We start from the raw sequence: 19,856 nt of genomic DNA on the forward strand, positions 1-19,856 counted from the left end.
CGAGCATCGAACCGCATCGTTTGGGCGGTGTAGCGAAACATTTAGAAGGTTTGGTGACGGAAAGGCCACGATGGCCCAGAATCTGCCACATCGATCAGTCGCTTGCGGAACAATTGGTCAGATTTCCCTTACTTCGCTAAGAAGCGCGTCATGACCGCGCCCCCCTACGCCGCCGAAGATTCCGCAGCTCGCGCGTGGCGCCTGACCCTGATCGGCGTCGCCCTGCTGACGATCGTCCGGGTACTGGCGATTTTTTCGACGCCGCTGGAGCTGTACCCCGACGAGGCGCAGTACTGGCTTTGGTCGCGAACCCTGGATTTCGGCTACTATTCCAAGCCGCCGATGATCGCCTGGGTGATCTGGCTGACGACGACGATCGGCGGCGACACGGAGGGCTGGCTGCGGCTGGGCGGGCCGCTGCTGCACGGCGCCACCGCCCTGATCGTCCACCGCATCGCCCGGCGCCTCTACGGCGGCTGGACCGGCCTGGCGGCCGCCGGCGTCTACGCCCTGATGCCGGGCGTGCAGCTGTCGTCGGGCGTGATCGGCACCGACGCGCCGCTGCTGTTCTTCCTCGCCCTGACCATCTGGGCATATGTCTCGCTGCCCGTGGCCAAGACCCCGCGCGAGCGCCTGCTGACCGCGGCCGGCCTGGGCGCGGCCCTGGGGCTGGCGTTCCTGTCGAAGTACGCGGCGATCTACGTGCTGTTCAGCATCGGCGCTCACCTGGCCTTGTCACGCGAGGCCCGCAAGGCCTGGACCTGGCCGATGGGCCTGGCCTTCTTCGGCGTGCTGATCGCCGTCTTCGCGCCCAACCTGATCTGGAACGCGGCCCACAAGTTCGCCACGGTCGAGCACACCGCCGCCAACGCCAACTGGGGCGCCAAGTCGCTGTTCAATCCGCGCGAGCTCGTGGAGTTCGTCGGCTCGCAGTTCGGGGTGTTCGGCCCCCTGCCCTTCGGCGTGCTGCTGGGCGGCGGGATCGTGCTGGCGGTGAAGAAGCGGCTGCAGGCCGCCGACGTGCTGCTGCTGTGCTTTGCCCTGCCGCCGCTGCTGACCGTGGCCGGCCAGGCCTTCGTCAGCCGCGCCAACGCCAACTGGGCGGCGGCGGCCTATGTCGCCGGCTCGGTGCTGGTCGCCGGCTGGATGGTGCGCTGGAGCGCCAAGCGCTGGCTGGCCGGGGGCCTGGCCCTGCAAGCCGCCTTCGCCGCCCTGTTCCTGGCCTGCCTGATCAGCCCGCGCCTGGCCGACGGCATTGGTCTCGCCAACAGCTTCAAGCGCGTGCGCGGCTGGGACCAGACGGTGCAGGCGATCATCAACCGCGCCCGCGAGGAGCAGGCCGGCCAGCGCCTGACCTCGGTGGCCGTCGACGACCGCTTCCTGTTCAACGTGGCCGCCTATTACGGGCGCGACTACTGGGGCACGGTCGGCGCCCCGCCGCTGCGCATCTGGGTGCACGAGGCCCATCCGCAGAACCAGGCCGAGACCGAGGCCCCGATGACCGCCGCCTATGGTCAGCGCACGCTGATCGCCAGCCTGGAGGGGGTCTACAAGCCCAAGATCGAGCAGGACTTCAAGGCGACCTCGGGCGACGAGATCGTCCGTGTGCGGCTGGATCGCAAGCGCACCCGGCGGACGGACCTGTTCATCGCCGAGGGCTTCGCGCCGGTGGCCCGCGATCCGAAGACGGGGTTGCCGCCGGATCCTGAGAAGGGTGGCAGCACGGCGCGGTAAGGGGCTTCGCGGGAAGCGAGCTATTCGGTTCCAAACCCGTAAAACCCCCGCGAAAGCGGGGGCCCAGGCTTTTTCTGAAACCCAAGGCGCTCGACGATAAAACGCCTGGGTCCCCGCTTTCGCGGGGATTTTACGGATATGAAAAAGGCTCCCTCGTGAGAGGGAGCCTTTCCTAGATCCTAGTCCTTCATCCGCCAGGTGGCGCCGGTCGGGCTGTCCATGACCACGACGCCGAGGGCGTCGAGATCGCCGCGGATGGCGTCGGCGGCGGTCCAGTCCTTGGCGGCGCGGGCGGCGACGCGGCGGGCCAGCAGGTCTTCGACCTTGGCCTTCAGGTCGTCGGAGGCGTCGCCCTCGAACCAGGCGTCAGGATCGGCCTGCAGGAAGCCCAGCAGGGCGCCGGCCTCGAGCAGGCGCGACTTGTGGATCGCCACCTCGGTCAGGTCGCCGGCGGTGACGGCCTTCTCGATGGCGCTCGACACCTCGAACAGCTTGGCGACGGCGGCCGGGGTGTTGAGATCGTCGCAGAGGGCGTCCATCACCTCCTGCGGGGCCTCGACGGCCTGGTCGGGAACCACGTCCTTGGCGCGGCGCAGGGCGCCGTAGAGGCGGTCCAGCGACTTCTTGGACTGCTCGACCAGCTCGGGCGTCCAGTCCAGCGGCTGGCGGTAGTGGGCCGACAGCAGGGCCCAGCGCACGGCCTCGCCCGGCACGGTCTTCACCAGCTCGTGCGGGATGATGACGTTGCCCAGGCTCTTGGACATCTTCTCGCCGGCCATGTCGAGGAAGCCGTTGTGCATCCAGTAGCGGGCGTAGGTCGGCAGGCCATGGGCGCAGCGGCCTTGCGCCACCTCGTTCTCATGGTGGGGGAACTGCAGGTCGATGCCGCCGGCGTGGATGTCGATCGGCAGGCCCAGCTGCTTTTCGATCATCGCCGAGCACTCGATGTGCCAGCCCGGACGGCCCGCGCCCCAGGGGCTTTCCCACTCGGGCTCGTTCTCCTTGGACGGCTTCCACAGCACGAAGTCGGCCGGGTGGCGCTTGTAGGGCGCGACCTCGACGCGGGCGCCGGCGATCATGTCGTCCAGCGGGCGGCCAGACAGCTGGCCGTAGTCGGCGAAGCTCTGGGTGTCGAACAGCACGTGGCCTTCGGCGGCGTAGGCCGAGCCGTTGTCGACCAGCTTGCCGATCATCTCGACGATGGCGTCGATGTGGTCGGTGGCCTTGGGCTCCAGGGTCGGGCGCAGGGCGCCGAGGGCGTCGGCGTCCTCGTGATAGGCGGCGAGATAGCGGTCGGTGATGACCTTGATCTCGACGCCCTCGTCGGCGGCCTTCTTGTTGATCTTGTCGTCGACGTCGGTGACGTTGCGGGCATAGACCACCGCCTCGTCGCCGAATTCGTGGCGCAGCAGGCGGAACAGCACGTCGAAGGCCACCACCGGACGGAAGTTGCCGATGTGGGCGTAGCCGTAGACCGTCGGTCCGCAGACATACATCGTCACCCGGTCGCGATCGGCGGGAACGAAGTCGCGCTTCTCGCGCGCCATGGTGTCGTAGAGCCTGATGGTCATGAAAACTCGGTCGCCTTGACGCAGCGGAAGGGTGTTGTCGGAACGAAAAACCGGACCCATATAGCGGGGAGCGAGCCTTCGAACCACGTCTTTGCGACGTGAGAGGCGCGCCCTTTAACGGGTGGCACGCGTAATTCCGGGGCGAACGGCGCTCCGGCGCAACTCAGCCCGTGGAAAGCCCCCTTCGAAAACATGGACGCACTGACCCGCGAGCGAACCCTGATCGGCTCTGATGACAACGCCGGTCTTGATCTTGAACCCGCCCAGCGCCCCTCCCGAGACGAGGCCATGGCCGCCGTCCGGACCCTGCTGGCCTGGGCCGGCGACAACCCCGACCGCGAGGGCCTGCTCGACACGCCCCAGCGCGTGGTCGACGCCTATGGCGAGTGGTTCGCCGGCTATGCGGGCGACCCGGCCAAGGAGCTGTCGCGCACCTTCGAGGACGTGCAGGGCTATGACGACATGGTCATGCTGCGCGGCATCGACGTGCAGAGCCACTGCGAGCACCACATGGCGCCGTTCCTGGGCAAGGCCTGGGTGGCCTACATGCCCACCGGCAAGGTCGTGGGGCTGTCGAAGCTGGCGCGCCTGGTCGAGATCTTCGCCAAGCGCCTGCAGACGCAGGAAACCATGACCATGCAGGTCGCCGACGCCATCGAGGACCACCTCTCGGCCGCCGGCGTGGCGGTGCTGATCGACGCCGAGCACCAGTGCATGAGCACCCGCGGCGTCCACCACCACGACGTCTCGACCATCACCACCCAGTTCCGCGGCGTGTTCAAGACCGACAAGGTCCTGCAGCAGCGGTTCATGGACCTGGTGACCCGGAAATAGGCACAAGGCCCTCCCCCTCTGGGGGAGGTGGCCCGGAGGGCCGGAGGGGGGCCGTTTTCAGCTTCCGCTGAAGCGGCCGCCTATCGCGCTGCTTCCCTCTCCGTCCGCTTCGCGGACACCTCTCCCTTCAGGGAGAGGGTCATTAGATGCGAACCACCCCGGACCCTAGCCCCGCTCGTGCGCCAGCAGTTCCGCCTCGCCGGCGGCGGTGATGATCCAGCCGGTGCGGCCGCGCTCGGCCAGGCCAAGGTCGGTGAGGCCGCGGGCGTCGGCGATGTTGATCCAGTCGACCTCGTGGCCCTGCTTCTTGCGGGCGAGGTTGCGCAGGGCCGTCACCTGCTCGGGCGAGAGGGCCATCCTATTGGCCGCCCGACAGCGGGTTGGGCGCGACGGCGGCGCGGACGGCGAACGCCCCCAGGCGCTGCTGCAGCCGCACCACCTCGGCCGTGAGGTCGCCGACCTCGGCCTGGAGCTGGGCGTTGCGGCGCTTGAGATACTCGTTCTCCCGCTGGATGCGGTCGGTTTCCTCAGTCATCGGAGCCCTCCAGGCGGGGCGGGCGAGCCGCGGCGCTGCAACGCGCCACCCAGCCCTGTCCGCGCTCACGCGTCATCTGCATGACCGTGAAGTCCTGGATGCCGCCGTCGGGCGAGCCCAGGGTGTAGACATCGCCGATGACCGGCGGGGTCGCCAGCTGGCCGCCGATCGTGACGCTGAGCGCCTCGTCCCGCCAGCCATAGGTGATCTCGTAGTCGTGGCGCCCGAACGGCGCGCTTCCACTGACGCTGCGGGCGCTCATGAGCGCCGGCCAGGAGGAGGCGTCTTCGCGGCCTGATCGGCCAGGCTGTCGTCGATATGGGCGCGCAGCCCGGCTTCCATCGCCCCCTTGGCGTCGGCGGCGGCGACCGGTTTGGCGAACGCGGCCGCGATGGCGCGATGCGCCAGCAGGCCGGCGGCGTTGAGGTCGGGCTGGAAACGGGCCGCATAGCGCCGCAGGACATCCGACAGGGCCAGCAGGCGAAGATCCCGCGACAGGCGCAGCGAGCGCCCTTCGGTCTGCGAAGCGATCGGCGGGTCAGTCGGCGGGAAGCGGGACATCGAGGATCTCCAGGCGCGCGCCGACGCACGTCCTGGCGATAGGACGGCGCGCCGGACGTCGGCGGCGATGAACGAAAACGGCCTTGAACGAAAAGGCCCACGAACGACGCCGGCATGAAACCGGCGGGCCGCCGAACCAGGTCGAGGTCGCCGCGAACGGAACCCCTTGGCGCGCTCTTCGGCGCATGGATCATCATAGCACGAAGCGGGCGATCCCGGCGGGATTTCTCCGGCTCGACGCGCCCCTTGGAACGCCCCTCAGGCGGCCGCGCGGATGCCTTCGCGCAGGCGCTCGACGCAGGCGTCGAGGGGGCGGTGGACGAGGCTGACCAGGACGAAGCTGATCAGCATCAGGAGGTACCAGGCCCCCAGCTTCTCGATGGCGACCATGTGCCAGCCGCCGGCCTGGCTGGGATAGATCCAGGCCCCGGCGAAGGTGCCCAGGTTCTCGGCGAACCAGATGAACAGCGCCACCAGCATCAGCCCCAGCAGCAGCGGCATGCGCCGCGCCCGGCGGTCGGGCGTGTAGACGATCCAGGTGCGGCCGAACAGCACCGCCGACAGGGCGAACAGACCCAGGCGGATGTCGGTGACGTAGTGGTGGGTGAAGAAGTTGACGTAGACCAGCACCGCCAGGATGTGGGCGCTCCAAAACGGCGGGTACTTCACGAAGGTGAAGTCGAACAGCCGCCAGGCCCGGGCGATGTAGCTACCGACGCAAGCGTACATGAAGCCGGTGAACAGCGGCACGTCGCCGATGCGCAGCACGCTGTCTTCCGGATAGACCCAGGAGCCGTGGGCGGTCTTGAAGATCTCCATGGCCGTGCCGACCAGGTGGAAGATCAGGATCACCGCCGCCTCGTCCCAGCGCTCGAGCTTGAGCAGCAGCAGGGCCGCCTGGATGGCGACCGAGGCGATGACGAGGAAGTCGTAGCGCGCCAGCGCCGCGTCCTTGGGCCAGAACAGGAAGGTGCCGACCAGCAGGGCCAGCATCAGGCCGCCGAACAGGCACGCCCAGGCCTGCTTGAGGCCGAACAACAGGAATTCGTAGGCCCACGCGTTGGCCTTCGAGCGTTCAGCCCAGGGCCGCGCCCAGCGGTCCAAATCCGCCACGCCGCCCTTGATCCTGGACTTGAGGTCCATCGTCCCGTCTTTTCCCGTCCCCCGCCGGATGCGGGAGGCTAGCCCAAACCGGGGGTGTTGCGCCATATGTCTTTGATGACCAGCGCCTTCTTCCCCTCCGCCCCCGACAAGCAAGCCCTGGAACGGGGGCCGGCCCTGGCCCCGCGCTTCGACGCCAATGGCCTGGTGGCGGCCGTGGCCCAGCACGCCGACACCGGCGAGATCCTGATGCTGGCCTGGATGAACGACGAGGCCCTGAAGCTCACCCTGGAGACGGGCGTGGCCCACTATTTCAGCCGCTCGCGCAACGGCCTGTGGAAGAAGGGCGAGACCAGCGGCCAGCTGCAGATCGTCAGCGAGGTCCGCGTCGACTGCGACCAGGACGCCGTGGTGATCAAGGTGCGGCCGCAGGGCGACGGCGGGGCCTGCCACGTCGGCTTCCGCTCGTGCTTCTATCGCGTCTGGGAGAACGGCCAGCTGGTCGAACGGGAAGAGGACCACCTCCATGACCACGCCTGAGGCTCTGGTCGCCTTCACCCTGGCCGCCAGTCTGCTGACCATCACGCCCGGGCTCGACACCGCCCTGGTGCTGCGCAGCGCCGCCACCGAAGGCCCGCGCCGCGCGGCCGCGGCGGCCATGGGCATCGGCGTGGGCTGCCTGATCTGGGGCATGGCCGCGGCCTTCGGGGCCGGGGCGCTGCTGACCGCCTCGGAGATCGCCTACACCGCCCTGAAGTGGGCGGGCGCGGCCTATCTGGTGTGGGTGGGCGTGAAGATGCTCCTCAAGCCCCGCGACCGCTTCGAGCCGGGCGCGGTGTCGCCGACCGGCGGCGGCATCGCGGACTCGTTCCGGCGCGGCCTGTTCACCAACCTGCTCAATCCCAAGGTCGGGGTGTTCTACATCTCGTTCCTGCCGCAGTTCGTGCCGGCGGGCGCCAATCCCGGCGTGTTCGGCACGCTGCTGGCCGGGATCCACGTGCTGCTGGGCCTGGCCTGGGCCGGCCTGCTGATCGCCGCCACCGCCCCGCTCGCCGGCCTGCTGCGCGAAGCCGCCGTGGTGCGCTGGCTCGACCGCATCAGCGGCGGGGTGTTCATCGCGTTTGGACTGCGGCTGGCGCTGGAGCGGCGGTAGGTAGAAACCTAGGGCGCCCCCTTCGCGCCCCTGGAAATTTCGGCCCGCGGCTCCTGTGCGACCGCCAGGCGGGCGATCTTGCCATCGACATGGTCGATCCGGACCCGCAGTCCCTCTCGGATCGGGCCGCCATGCGACGCCGTCTGATTGAAGGCGCCGTCTTCGACGTAGTCGGAATAGCCAAATCTCACCCCACCGACCTGAAAGGTCTCCAGGGCGTGTCCCTCCGCCGGCATGGGATGGAAATCACGCACCGGACCCTCGACCCGCCTGGCGCGCCCGTCCTCGAGCGCCGACACCAGATCCTGACGCGCGGCGTGGACCGCGCCAAAGGCGAGCGTCGTCCAGACGACGCCGAACGTCATGAACACAAGGCCGAAAGGCCGACGGGCGCCGCCGCGGAAGCCCGACGGCAGGATCCGCTCGGAAAGGCGCGGCGCCGCGGCGATAGCGCCGCCGATCGCGACGAAGATCAGCCCAAAGGCCGGAAAGGCGTAGGCTCTCAGGCCAAGCTGAGTGACGTCATAGACGGTTTGATACATGTGCTCCCCCGGGCCTCTTCAGCCGCCGGAAGCATAGCATCCTGAACCGGCGCCTTCACGCACAGCCGGCCCAGGGTCGCCTACCTCAAACCTCGCTCAGCGCCTTCACGCCCCCGCCGTCGGCCGGCGTCACCACATACCGCTTGAGCACGCTGGTCGTGTAATCCGTCGACAGGATAGTCGAGACGGCGATCAGTTCGCCGACGGCGCGGCCCTTTTCCAGCGTCAGCAGGACGAAGCCCTTGGCGCTGGGGTGGGCGTATTTGACTTCCTTGTTGCGCTGGACGAAGGCCTCGCCGATCGGGGCGCCGGGCATGATGTCGCCGTAGCCGGGCGAGGTGACCGAGGTGGCCCCGAACTCGGCGGCGACGCGGGTCGAGCCGGCGTCGTCCCACAGCTCGTTGGCCCAGAACATGTGGCTGTCGCCGGCCAGGACGATCGGGGTGGCCTGGCTGGCCTTGAAGATGTCGTAGACCCGCTGGCGATCGACCGGATAGCCGTCCCAGGCGTCGAGGTTGGAGGGGATGTCGAAGGCCGACATGGCGACGCTGCCGGCCACCCGGCCGCGGGCATAGTCGGGCAAGGCCGCCAGCATGGCGTCGAACTTTTCGTCGCCCATCGTGGCCTTGAGGTTGGGCGGGGCGACGCGGGCCATGACCACCTGGTTGCCCAGCACCTGCCAGGCGGTGCCGGCCTTGACCGAGGCGTCGACCTCGCGGGCCAGCCACTGCTCCTGGCCCTCGCCCATCATCCGGCGCGAGGGATCCTTCCACTTGGCGACGAAGGCGGCGATGTCGGGCTTGCCGTCGGCGGTCTTGGGCAGGTCGCGCTCGTAGGTCAGCTGCTCGGTGCGGGCGGTCAGGCGGGTCTCGACCATCAGCAGGGTGGCGACATCGCCGAACTGGAAGCGGCGCCAGGCGGCCTCGGGCAGGGTTCCGCTGGACGGCTCGCGGATCGGCATCCACTCGTAATAGGCCTTGAGCGCGGCGGCCTTGCGGGCGGCCCAGTCGCCTTCGCCCTTGTCCGGATCGTGGTTCTCCGCCCCGCCGACCCAGCTGTCGTTGGCGGTCTCGTGGTCGTCCCAGACGACGATCCACGGCGCGCGGGCGTGGGCGGCCTGCAGCATCGGGTCGGTCTTGTAGAGGGCGTGGCGGCGGCGGTAGTCCGACAGGCTGACGATCTCGTGCGGCGGGTCGGGCTGGCGCTGGGCGGCGACCGGCGAGTTCATGCCGTAGTCCTTGGGCCCGCCGCCGTACTCGTAGATGTAGTCGCCCAGGTGCAGCACGGCGTCGACGCGCGGCAGCCTGGCGATGGCGTCGTAGGCGGTGAAGTAACCGTTCGGATAGAGCGAGCAGGAGGTGACGGCCAGGACCACGTCCTTGACGCCGCCTTCGGGCAAGGTGCGGGTCGCGCCCGTGATCCCCTCGCCGACCGGCTTGCCGGCCTTCAGGGCGCGGAAGCGATAGTGATAGTCCGTGCCCGGCTTGAGCCCCGTGGCGTCGATCTTCACGGTCCAGTCGCGGCCGGCGTCGGTGAGCGTCCGGCCCTGGGCGACGAGGGTCTTGAAGTCGGGATCGGTCGCCACCTCCCAGCGGACGGCGACCGGGGCGGTCGCACCGTCAGCCGTTACCCGGGTCCAGAGGATGACGCGATCGGCCAGCGGGTCGCCCGAGGCCAGGCCGTGCAGGAACCTGACCTCGCCCTCGAAGGGCTTGGGAGCCGCGGCGGCGACCGGCGTGGCCGCGCCCGTGCCGAGCAGGGCCAGAAGCCCGCGACGATCGATCTTCATTGTACGCACTCCCCGACGGGACGCCCACGGCGTCTGCAAGCGGCGTTAGCGACGAGCGGCGACAGACATGTGACGCACGCCGTTCGCTCGGCGGTTTCTTGTGACCGGCATGGACAATCGCCCGCCCGCCAAACTTTTCAACCCCGCCCTTGCAGCGGAGACCTTGGGGAGCGCGCTTTGGATCCCTCTCTCATGGAGAGAGGGAGGGGCCCGCGCCGCAGGCGTGGGAGGGTGAGTGGGTAGGCGAAGCCCGTGGACGATCTTGGCGACGATCCTGGCGCTGTTGCGGACGATGTGCCGGCACGCCGGCTGAAGGTGTAACCACTCACCCTCCCATCGCTGCGCGATGGGCCCCTCCCTCTCTCTAAGAGAGAGGGGTTTCAAACCCGCCGCAGCGGCGCGGGGCCGCGATAGAGGCGGCGCCAGACCCATTCCAGCGGGCCCACGGTGAAGCGGTCGAGCCACCACCGCGACCACAGGATCTGGACGATCCAGACGGCGACGACGATCAGGGCCAGGGCCGGGCGGTCGAGGCGCGCATAGAGGCCAAGGCCGCGGCCGCCATAGAAGATCGCGGTCATGATCAAGGACTGGGAGAGGTAGTTGGTGAAGGCCATCTTGCCGACCGGCGCCAGGACGGCGGGGATCTTGCGCCAGAAGCCGGCCGAACGCGCGGCCAGGGCCATCAGCCCGACATAGGCCAGGGTGGTCAGGGGGGCGGTGATGGTCTGCAGGCCTTCGGCCAGGTGCAGCACCGGCTGCGACAGCCCGCCCAGCACGAAGGCGAAATAGGCCCAGCCGGTGGCCGCCAGGGCCAGCAGGCCGACGACGATCAGCACGCCGTAGGTCCGCTTCGAGGCCTCGCCGGTGAAGACGCCTTTCTTGTAGGCGCCCAGGCCGATCATCATCAGGCTGGTCGTCAGCAGGAAGATGATCGGTTCGTAGGGCAGGCTTTCCAGCCGCTCGCGGGCGTTGATGGCCATCGACTGGATGAAGTCGCCGCGATAGGCCGCGATCGCCGCCGCGCCCTTGGCCGCCTCGCGGGCGGCTTCGGTCGCGGTCTCGGACGGCGGCTCGCCCGACAGCAGCGCCAGGCCCAGGGCCGACAGGGCGGCGAACACCAGCCACACCCCCACGCCCCAGCCCAGCAGCCGCCGCGCCGGCCAAGACCGCGCCTGGGCCACCACGAAGCCGGCCAGGGCGTAGCTCAGCAGCACGTCGCCCCACCAGATGGCGAAGCCGTGGGCGATCCCGAACGCCAGCAGCCAGAAGAGGCGCCGATAGAGGAGCGGACCACGTCCCTGACTTTTGTGGCCGCCGACCAGGAACATCGAGATCCCGAACAGCATCGAGAACAGGGTCACGAACTTGCGCTGGAACAGCCACTGGGTGACCAGCCACACCGACATCGTCTGCGGCCCCGTCCCGAACGGCCAGGCCGTCACGCTGTCGCTGAGATCGAGCGGAAAGGCGAAGGCCGGCGCGTTGCACAGCAGTATGCCCAGCACGCCGAGGCCGCGCAGGGCGTCGAGCAGGAGGATGCGGTCTTTGTCGGCGGCCATGCGGCGCTTGCCCCGGGGTTGAGTCGGGGGATGGTGACGGGCTTCGCGGGCGGCGGGTAGCGGGTTTGCGCCAGGTTTCTCCATGGCCCGTCATTCCCGCCCTTGTGGCGGGAAACCCTGGTTCCGCTGACACGTGGGATTCAAGCGGCGTGCTCAGCACGCCGCCCCTGCTGCACCTGCGGCTGACAGAGGGGTTCCCGCCACAAGGGCGGGAATGACGGGAGGTTGGGGAGACGGGGCGGAACGACGGGCTGAAGGAGACTTCAGCCCGTCTTGTCGCTACCCCTGAACCGACAGCTCCCTCAGCGCCGCGTTGGCGATGGTGAGCTTGGCGAAGGTCCAGCCGCCGCCGGCCTGTTCGATGTCTTCCACCGTGCGCTTGGCGGCCTTGACGCGGTCGGCGCGCAGGGCGGCCCAGGAGGTGACGGCGGCCTTGGCGGAGGACTCGTCGTCGCCGGCCTGGGCGTTGGCGGCGAACTTGAGGACCGCCTGGGTGATGGCGGCCTGCTCGAACAGCAGGTCCTCGATCAGGCGGCGGACGGCCAGGCGCTCGAAGCTGTCGCCGCCGACGAACTGGCCGGCCGCCCAGCGCAGGCGGTCGAAGCCCAGCGCCGCGCCGACCTGGTGGTAGAGGCGGGCGACGTTCTCGACCGACCAGCTGGACGCATTGCCGATGTCGACGAGGTCGGCGGCGGTGGTCGTCGGCTGCAGGGCCGCGACGGCTTCGGCGAGGGCCTGTGGGGCGCCGTCGGCGACATAGGCCTTGGCGCGCTTGGCCGTGGTCTTCTGCTCGAAGGTCGACAGGATCGTCGGGGTCAGGCCCTTCAGCGCGGCGACCGACGGGCCATAGGCCTCGACCAGCTGCTTGACGCTCGACTTGTCGCGGAAGGCCCGGCGGGCCAGCCAGAAGGTCAGGCTGCGCAGGGCGTAGGCCAGGGCCTTGTAGAGGGCCGTCTGGCCGTCGGCGCCGGCCTGGTTGTCGAGGGCCGAGACCTGATCCCACAGGGCGTCGATGCCGAGGATCTCGCGGGCGGCGGCGAAGCCGACCACCAGGGCCTCGACGTCGCAGCCGGCGGCGGCCTTCAGGCGGCTCGGGAAGGTGGGGCCGCACATGTTGACCATCTGGTTGCCGACCACCGTGGCGATGATCTCGCGCTTCAGGCGGTGCTTCTGCATGGCGTCGGCATAGACGCCCAGCGCCTTGGGGAAGTAGCCGTGCAGGGTGGCCTGGAACCAGGGATCGTCCGGGGCGCGCGAGGCGATGATCTCGTCGAACAGGTCAAGCTTGCCGTAGGCCAGCAGCACGGCCAGTTCCGGCCGGGTCAGGCCCTTCTTGGCCTGGGCGCGGTCGGCCAGCACCGAAGCTTCGGGCAGGCCCTCGACCTTGCGGTCCAGGCGGCCGCGACCTTCCAGCTCGCTCATGAAGCGGGCGTGGGAGTCGAGCTCCTCGACGCTGTCGCTTTCGAGCAGGGTCAGGGCCAGGGTCTGGTCGTAGTTGTGCTCCAGCACGTGATGGGCGACGTCGTCGGTCATCGAGGCCAGCAGGGTGTTGCGGTCGGGGCGGGTCAGTTCGCCCGAGCGCTCCAAGAGGCCCGTGAGGATCTTGATGTTGACCTCGTGGTCGGAGCTGTCGACGCCGGCGCTGTTGTCGATGGCGTCGGTGTTGAGGTGACCCGTGCTTTGCGCGAACTCGATGCGGCCGGCCTGGGTGAGGCCCAGATTGGCGCCCTCGCCCACCACCTTGACCCGCAGGTCCGAGCCGTTGACGCGGATGGCGTCGTTGGCCTTGTCGCCGGCGTCGGCGTTGGTCTCGCCCTTGGCCTTCACATAGGTGCCGATGCCGCCGAGATAGAGCAGCTCGGCGCGCGACTTGAGGATCGCGGTCATCAACTCGGCCGGCGAGACGCTGGCGGCCTTGAGGTCGAGCATGGCCTGGACCTCGGGCGACAGCGGGATCTCCTTCTGGTTCCGGGGCACGATGGCCCCGCCCTTGGAGAGCTTGCTGGCGTCATAGTCGGCCCAGGACGAACGCGGCAGCTTGAACATGCGGTCGCGCTCTTCCCACGAGGTCGCGGGATCCGGATCGGGGTCGAGGAAGATGTGACGGTGGTCGAAGGCGGCCAGAAGCTTGGTCTGCTTAGACAGCAGCATGCCGTTGCCGAACACGTCGCCCGACATGTCGCCGACGCCCACGACGGTGAAGGGCTGGGTCTGGATGTCCTTGCCCAGTTCGCGGAAGTGGCGCTTGACCGCTTCCCAGGCGCCGCGGGCGGTGATGCCCATGACCTTGTGGTCGTAGCCGACCGATCCGCCCGAAGCGAAAGCGTCGCCGAGCCAGAAGCCGTAGGACTCGGCCACGCCGTTGGCGATGTCGGAGAAGGTGGCCGTGCCCTTGTCGGCGGCGACGACCAGATAGGGATCCTCGCCGTCGTGGACCACGACCGAGGCCGGGGCGATCACCTTGTTGTCGGCGTCGATGTTGTCGGTGATGTCGAGCAGGCCGAACAGGAAGGTCTTGTAGGCGCGGATGGCCTCGGCCTGGATGGCGTCGCGGTCGCCGCCGCGCGGCAGCTGCTTGGGATAGAAGCCGCCCTTGGAGCCGACCGGCACGATGACGGCGTTCTTGACCTGCTGGGCCTTCACCAGGCCCAGGACTTCGGTGCGGAAGTCGTCGCGGCGGTCGGACCAGCGCAGGCCGCCACGGGCGACGGGGCCAAAGCGCAGGTGCACGCCCTCGACATGCGGGGCCGAGACGTAGATCTCGCGATAGGGCTTGGGCGCGGGCAGGTCGGCCAGTTCGCGCGAGGCGATCTTGAAGCTGATGTGCGGCTTGGGCGCGCCGTCCTCGGCGACCTGGTAGAAGTTGGTGCGCTGGATCGCGCCCACCAGGGCGGCGATGCGGCGCAAGGCCCGGTCGGCGTCGAGGCTTTCGACCGCCTGCAGGGCCTCGGTGATCTTGTCGGCGACCGCGACGGCCTGTTCCTTGCGAGCGTCCAGGTCGACGGCGATGGCCGGATCGAACTTGATGCGGAAGAGATCCAGGATCAGGCGCGCGACGCCGGGATTGTCGGCCAGGGCCGCCTCTTGCACGGCCTGCGACGGGTCCAGACCCGTCTGCTGGCGGTAGCGGGCCAGGGCGCGGACCAGGGCGGCCTCACGCCAGTCGACCCCGAGTTCCAGCACCAGGCGGTTGAAGCCGTCGCTTTCGGCGCGGCCGGTCCAGATGGCCACGAAGGCGGCCTCGAAGGCGCTCTTCACGTCGGCGAAGGCCAGGTGCTCGCCCTGTTCGTCGCGCAGCACGAACTCATGCACCCAGGTCGGCGAGATCAGGCCGTCGATGACCGGCTTCAGCTTGAAGCCGTCCTCGATCAGGGCCTTGAGGCCCATGTGCTCGAGGATCGGCAGCACGTCGGCCAGGGGGGCGGCCGCGCCGGGGCGATAGAGCTTGAAGCGGAAGGTCAGGGCGTCGTCGCCCTCGCGGCGGAAGGCGCGCACGCGCACGGCCTCGCCGGACTTCAGGTCGTCGACGACGGCGATGTCGGCCAGGGCCTCGGCGGCGTCGTACTGGTCGCGATAGCCGGGCGGGAAGGCGCCGGCCCAGCGGGAGAGGGTGTCGACCACCGGACGGGTGGCGCCGCGCTCGCGGACGATGGCCTCGAAGCGGTCGTCCCAGGTGCGGGTGGTCTCGGCGATGGCCGCTTCCAGGGCCGCCAGATCCGGGTCGCCGTGCTGGCCCGGCTTGACGCCGAGGATGTAGTGCACGCGCGCCAGGGGGGCGTCGGAGAAGCTGGGGTAGTAGGCCGAGACGCGGCCGTCGAAGGCCTGGCTGAGCAGTTCGCCGGCCCGCTGGCGCACGCCGGAGTCATAGCGCTCGCGCGGCACGAACAGCAGGGCCGAGATGAAGCGGTCGAAGGGGTCGCGGCGGGTGAACAGGCGCACGCGCGGGCGGTCGTAGAGATGCAGCACGCCCAGCGCCATGGAGAGCAGGTCGCCCTCCTCGATCTGGAACAGCTCGTCGCGCGGCCAGGTCTCGAGGATGTTGCGCAGACGCTTGCCGTTGTGGCTGTCGGGATCCTTGCCGGCCTGGCCCAGCACGTGCTCGACCTTGCGACGGATCAGCGGCACCTCGTGGGCGGGGGTCTCGTAGGCCTCGGCGGTGAACAGGCCCACGAACCGGACCTCGCCCGAGGGCTTGCCGTCGGGTCCGTAGCGGCGGATGCCGACATAGTCCATGTAGCCGCGGCGATGGACCTTGGAGCGCAGGTTCGACTTGGCCACGACCAGGGGCGCGCCGAGCAGCAGGTGGTCGCGGACCTGGGGCGACAGGATCGCCGGCTCGCTTTCGCGGCGCAGGACAGTGCGGGTCTGGTCGCGCAGGACGCCCAGGCTGCCTTCCGGCTGGTACAGCGGCTCCTCGGCCGCGTAGCCGCCGTCGGCGGTGCGGGGATAGTCGTAGACCCGCGCGCCCAGGAACACGAAGTGGTCGCCTTCCAGCCAGTCGAGGAAAGCGAGACCTTCAGCCCGCTCCTCGGCCGGCAGGTCGACGCCCGCGCCGCGCAGCTCGTCGATCGTGCGGCGCATCAGGGCGCGCATGGCGTCGAAGTCGTCGACGGCCAGGTGGGCGTCGCCCAGGGCGTCGCGGACGGCGGTCAGCAGGGCCTGCTCGCGGTCCTGGCCGACGGGCTCGAGCCAGACCTGGATCAGCGAGCGGCGCTGACCGGCCAGTTCGACCATCGGGTGGAACATGGCGCGCACCGAGAAGCCGGTCTCGGCGATGGCGCCCATGATGCTGTCGACGAGGAAGGGGCGGTCGGGCTGGACGATCTCGAGCACGTCGCCGCCTTCGGCCGCGCGGACGCGCAGGGCCAGGGGCTGGTCGGCGGCGGATTCGGCGAAGCGCCAGAGTTCGGCGAGGGCGGCGGCCACTTCGGCGGGTCCGACGCCGGGCAGTTCCTCGGCCGACCAGTCTTCCGAGGCCAGGGCCGCGAACTGAGCCTGGGGCGGGGAAAGCGATCCGCCGAGCGCCGCGGCCAGGGCCGCGCTCAGAGCGTTGGACGCCTGCTGGTTCGCCTTGCGGTCATTTTCGCCGACCATGGGTTTTTCCTCGCGAATTTTTGGCGACAACCTAGCCCTTTCCCACGCGCGTTCAACTCATGCGCCTGAGAACCGAACAATATTTTGCCTAAACTGCCAAATTCCGAAGGAAGCGCCACCCACATTTCTAGCCGAGCCGGATGACCGTTGATTGTTCGGAAATGCGGTCCGGAAACGGAAGCGCCGCCGGTGGGGGGAGACCGGCGGCGCAGGCCCGCCTTGGGGGGAAGCGGCGGGCTGTTTCCGCTTACGACGCGCCAGGTAAAGCAGGCTGGCGTCGCGCGGGACCGGGGTGGGGGCTCCCGGTACGAGACTTAGATAGGCGCGCCCTTTCGGAATTTAAGCCCCTTTTTTCAAACTCGGCCTTTTTCTCGCAGAACCCTGTTTGGCCACGCCCGCCGGGCCGTGCGAGACGGCTTTCTCGCCGCTGGGATCGCCGTCTTCCGACAGCAGGATGGCGATCCAGCGGGTGCCGTCGAACTGGGCCAGGATCAGCATCACGGCCACGGTCAGGGGCGTGGACAGGAACATGCCGGTGACGCCCCACAGGGCGCCCCAGACGGCCAGCGACAGCAGCACCACCGTCGGGTCCATGTTCAGGCTGTCGCCCTGCATGCGCGGCAGCACGACGTTGCCGACCACGAAGTAGATCACCTGCAGCGCCACCGCCAGGATCACCGCCGGCAGCAGGGTGTGATTGAACTGAACCAGGGCGAACAGCGGCGGCAAGATGCAGCCGACGGCCCCGCCCAGGATCGGGATGTAGCTGGCGATGAAGATCAGGAAGGCCCAGAAGAAGGCGTTGTCGAGCCCGACCAGGGCCATGACCGCCCAGGCGGCGATGGCGATCATCAGGCCGGTGACGGTCTGGATCCACAGGTACTGCTCGACCCCGTTGCGGATGCGCTGGAACAGGGCCACCGAGCGGTCGCGCTCGGCGTGATGCGGGAACAGGGCGACGATCTTGCGCGAGAAGCCCCGGCGCGAGGCGATGATGAAGCCCAGATAGATCAGCACCAGGACGGCGTTGGAGGCGAAGTTCTGCAGGCTGCCGGCGACGGCGCCGACATATTGCTGCGGATTGAGCTGGGCGATCAGGTCGTCGATGGTCGGCGGCACCTGCACGCCCACCAGGCCGGTGACCTTGGCGATCACCTCGTTGAGGCGCGGGGCGTAGGCCTTGGCCTGGCCGACGAACTCGGCGCCGTTGTCGACCACGATCCACACCGAGCCGCCGAACAGCAGCAGCGACAGCACGATCGCCATCGGCAGGGCCAGGCGCTGCGGGAACTTCGGCACCCGGCTGCTCAGCACACGGGCGAAGCTGTCGATCATCACCGCCAGGAAGGCCGCCAGGGCCAGGGGCGTGAGGATGTCGCGCGCGAAGTACATGGCCGCGCCGGCGGCGACCACCGCCAGGAAGACGACGGCGTTGCGGCTGGTGATCGAGGGCGGAGCGGTCGTCATCGACGGGAATCTCTTCTGACGTAAGTCTTGGGGACCATTGTTCAGCCCGATTGGCTAAGGACAAGGGCAGAGCTAGGCTTAAGCCTCAATCATGTAGGGAAGTTGCGCATGACCCTGGAGATCGGCGACGGCGAGATCCTGATCGGGCTCGGTGAAGGGCCCGTGACGCAGCGGCTTGACCGTTCGAACCGCCACGGCGTGGTGGCCGGCGCGACGGGCACCGGCAAGACGGTGACCTTGCAGGTCATGGCCCAGGCCTTCGCCGACGCCGGGGTTCCGGTGTTCGCCGCCGACGTGAAGGGCGACCTCTCGGGCGTCGCCGCGCCGGGAACGCCCAACGAGAAGATGCTGGCCCGCGCCGCCTCGATGGACATCGCCCTGGCCCCCGGCGCGCCGCCGACCATCTTCTGGGACCTGTTCGGTGAGAAGGGCCACCCGATCCGCACCACCATCTCGGAGATGGGGCCGGTGCTGCTGTCGCGGCTGCTGGAGCTGAACGACGTGCAGGAAGGGGTGCTGACCATCACCTTCCACGTCGCCGACAAGGACGGCCTGCTGCTGCTGGACCTGAAGGATCTTCAGGCGGCGCTGAAATACGTGGCCGACCACGCCGCCGACATCGGCACCCAGTACGGCAACGTCTCGCCGGCCACGGTGGGGGCGATCCAGCGCAAGCTGCTGACCCTTCAGACGCAAGGGGCCGAGCACTTCTTCGGCGAGCCGGCCCTGAAGCTGGCCGACATCATGCGCATCGATGTCACCGGTCGCGGCTACGTCAACATCCTGGCGGCCGACAAGCTGATCCAGTCGCCCAAGCTCTATTCGACCTTCCTGCTGTGGCTGCTGTCGGAGCTGTTCGAGGAGCTGCCCGAGGTGGGCGATCCGGAAAAGCCCAAGCTCGTCTTCTTCTTCGACGAGGCGCACCTGCTGTTCAACGACGCGCCCAAGCCGCTGATCGAGAAGATCGAGCAGGTGGTGCGGCTGATCCGCTCCAAGGGCGTGGGCATCTATTTCGTCACCCAAAACCCGGCCGACATTCCCGATGCGGTGCTGGGCCAGCTGGGCGCCCGGGTGCAGCACGCCCTGCGCGCCTACACCCCGGCCGACCAGAAGGGGCTGAAGGCGGCGGCCCAGTCGTTCCGAGTCAATCCGGCCTTCGATACCGCCGAGACCATCCAGGCCCTGGGCGTGGGCGAGGCCCTGATCTCGGTGCTCGACGCCAAGGGCGCGCCGACCGTGGTGCAGAAGACCCTGATCCGCCCGCCGGCCTCGCGCCTGGGGCCGCTGACGCCGGAAGAACGCGCCGCCGCCGTCGCCAAGAGCCCGGTCGCCGGCCTCTATGACACGGTGCAGGACCGGGCCTCGGCCTACGAAACCCTGCAAGGCCGCGCCGCCCAGGCCCAGAAGGACGCCGCCGCCGCAGAGGACGCGGCCGAGGCCGAGCGCCAGCGGGCTGCCGAGGAGAAGGTGCGCGAACGCCAGCGGGCGCAGGAAGAACGCGAGGAGGCCCGGGCTTCGCGGCCCCGCGCGTCGAACCGCCAGGGCATGGCCGAGACCTTCGCCAAGTCGCTGATCCGGACGGTGGCGTCCCAGGCGGGGCGGGAGATCATGCGCGGGTTGCTGGGGGGATTGAGCCGGCGGCGGTAGCGCCAGAAACCTCCCCCTCTGGGGGAGGCGGCCGAAGGCCGGTGGGGGGCCGTTCTCAGCTTCCCGTGCTTTGGCCGATTTCGCAGCTGCTCCCCCCACCGATCGCTGCGCGATCACCTCCCCCACAGGGGGAGGTTCCTTGGCGTTTTCCTTCTCCCCTTGCGGGAGAAGGTGTCGACGAAGTCGACGGATGAGGGGTCTCTCAGACCTGAACCGCCGCGCCCGGCCTGTCCGCTGTTCGCGGTTGAAAGGACTATCGACCCCTC

16 protein-coding genes are annotated in these 19,856 nt (G+C 69.1%); 5 read left to right on the forward strand and 11 right to left on the reverse strand.

Going from position 1 to position 19,856, the window contains the following annotated elements; genetic code table 11:
- Positions 1 to 150: 150 nt before the first annotated feature.
- Positions 151 to 1,734, forward strand: coding sequence for an ArnT family glycosyltransferase (locus AC07NS_RS04655; protein WP_494601794.1), 1,584 nt, complete (start codon positions 151 to 153; stop codon positions 1,732 to 1,734).
- Between the two features lie 179 nt (positions 1,735 to 1,913).
- Here AC07NS_RS04655 and cysS read toward each other — a convergent pair whose 3' ends face one another.
- Positions 1,914 to 3,305 (reverse strand): cysteine--tRNA ligase, encoded by a 1,392-nt coding sequence (cysS, locus tag AC07NS_RS04660; protein WP_494601796.1) that lies wholly within the window; start codon positions 3,303 to 3,305, stop codon positions 1,914 to 1,916.
- Positions 3,306 to 3,497: 192 nt separating this feature from the next.
- Between cysS and folE the strand changes: the two genes are divergently transcribed.
- Entirely contained in the window at positions 3,498 to 4,139 is a 642-nt protein-coding gene (folE, locus tag AC07NS_RS04665; protein WP_494601798.1) for a GTP cyclohydrolase I FolE, read from the forward strand.
- A gap of 165 nt (positions 4,140 to 4,304) precedes the next feature.
- Here folE and AC07NS_RS04670 read toward each other — a convergent pair whose 3' ends face one another.
- The 5 genes from AC07NS_RS04670 to AC07NS_RS04690 all read right to left on the reverse strand — a co-directional run bounded on the left by AC07NS_RS04670 (position 4,305) and on the right by AC07NS_RS04690 (position 6,378).
- Positions 4,305 to 4,496 carry a hypothetical protein gene (locus AC07NS_RS04670; RefSeq protein ID WP_494601800.1) on the reverse strand — a complete coding sequence of 64 codons (192 nt, stop codon included), beginning with the start codon at positions 4,494 to 4,496 and terminating at the stop codon, positions 4,305 to 4,307.
- A gap of 1 nt (position 4,497) precedes the next feature.
- Complete coding sequence (locus AC07NS_RS04675) at positions 4,498 to 4,674, reverse strand: hypothetical protein (protein ID WP_199228617.1); 177 nt, start codon at positions 4,672 to 4,674, stop codon at positions 4,498 to 4,500.
- The gene (locus AC07NS_RS04680; protein WP_494601802.1) at positions 4,667 to 4,936 is read right to left on the reverse strand and encodes a hypothetical protein; all 270 of its coding nucleotides are present in this window, start codon (positions 4,934 to 4,936) and stop codon (positions 4,667 to 4,669) included. The genes AC07NS_RS04675 and AC07NS_RS04680 overlap by 8 nt, the downstream gene beginning before the upstream one ends.
- A complete protein-coding gene (locus AC07NS_RS04685) occupies positions 4,933 to 5,235 on the reverse strand; it encodes a hypothetical protein (protein WP_494601803.1) in 303 nt (100 codons plus the stop codon). The genes AC07NS_RS04680 and AC07NS_RS04685 overlap by 4 nt, the downstream gene beginning before the upstream one ends.
- Before the next feature lie 258 nt (positions 5,236 to 5,493).
- On the reverse strand, positions 5,494 to 6,378 hold the full coding sequence (locus AC07NS_RS04690; RefSeq protein WP_494601804.1) for a DUF817 domain-containing protein: 885 nt from the start codon (positions 6,376 to 6,378) through the stop codon (positions 5,494 to 5,496).
- A gap of 75 nt (positions 6,379 to 6,453) precedes the next feature.
- Between AC07NS_RS04690 and hisI the strand changes: the two genes are divergently transcribed.
- Both hisI and AC07NS_RS04700 read left to right on the forward strand, forming a co-directional pair.
- Positions 6,454 to 6,876, forward strand: a complete 423-nt coding sequence (gene hisI / locus AC07NS_RS04695; RefSeq protein ID WP_494601870.1) for a phosphoribosyl-AMP cyclohydrolase — start codon at positions 6,454 to 6,456, stop codon at positions 6,874 to 6,876.
- Positions 6,863 to 7,489, forward strand: a complete 627-nt coding sequence (locus AC07NS_RS04700; RefSeq protein WP_494601806.1) for a LysE family translocator — start codon at positions 6,863 to 6,865, stop codon at positions 7,487 to 7,489. Before hisI ends, AC07NS_RS04700 begins: the two co-directional genes overlap by 14 nt.
- Before the next feature lie 8 nt (positions 7,490 to 7,497).
- On the opposite strand, the gene AC07NS_RS04705 is transcribed toward AC07NS_RS04700, so the two are convergent.
- From AC07NS_RS04705 to AC07NS_RS04725, 5 genes are all read right to left on the reverse strand, one after another.
- Positions 7,498 to 8,031: a hypothetical protein gene (locus AC07NS_RS04705; protein ID WP_494601808.1), complete on the reverse strand. Its 534-nt coding sequence runs from the start codon at positions 8,029 to 8,031 to the stop codon at positions 7,498 to 7,500.
- Positions 8,032 to 8,116: 85 nt separating this feature from the next.
- Positions 8,117 to 9,820 carry an alkaline phosphatase D family protein gene (locus tag AC07NS_RS04710; protein WP_494601810.1) on the reverse strand — a complete coding sequence of 568 codons (1,704 nt, stop codon included), beginning with the start codon at positions 9,818 to 9,820 and terminating at the stop codon, positions 8,117 to 8,119.
- Between the two features lie 380 nt (positions 9,821 to 10,200).
- Complete coding sequence (locus AC07NS_RS04715) at positions 10,201 to 11,382, reverse strand: DUF418 domain-containing protein (RefSeq protein ID WP_494601812.1); 1,182 nt, start codon at positions 11,380 to 11,382, stop codon at positions 10,201 to 10,203.
- Positions 11,383 to 11,661: 279 nt separating this feature from the next.
- On the reverse strand, positions 11,662 to 16,476 hold the full coding sequence (locus AC07NS_RS04720) for an NAD-glutamate dehydrogenase (RefSeq protein ID WP_494601813.1): 4,815 nt from the start codon (positions 16,474 to 16,476) through the stop codon (positions 11,662 to 11,664).
- Between the two features lie 339 nt (positions 16,477 to 16,815).
- Positions 16,816 to 17,943, reverse strand: coding sequence for an AI-2E family transporter (locus tag AC07NS_RS04725; protein WP_494601814.1), 1,128 nt, complete (start codon positions 17,941 to 17,943; stop codon positions 16,816 to 16,818).
- A 108-nt stretch (positions 17,944 to 18,051) separates the two neighbouring features.
- On the opposite strand from AC07NS_RS04725, the gene AC07NS_RS04730 reads away from it, so the two are divergent.
- Positions 18,052 to 19,590, forward strand: a complete 1,539-nt coding sequence (locus AC07NS_RS04730; protein WP_494601816.1) for a helicase HerA-like C-terminal domain-containing protein — start codon at positions 18,052 to 18,054, stop codon at positions 19,588 to 19,590.
- Positions 19,591 to 19,856 lie beyond the last annotated feature (266 nt).

Source organism: Caulobacter sp. GW821-FHT10A10 (assembly GCF_059415745.1).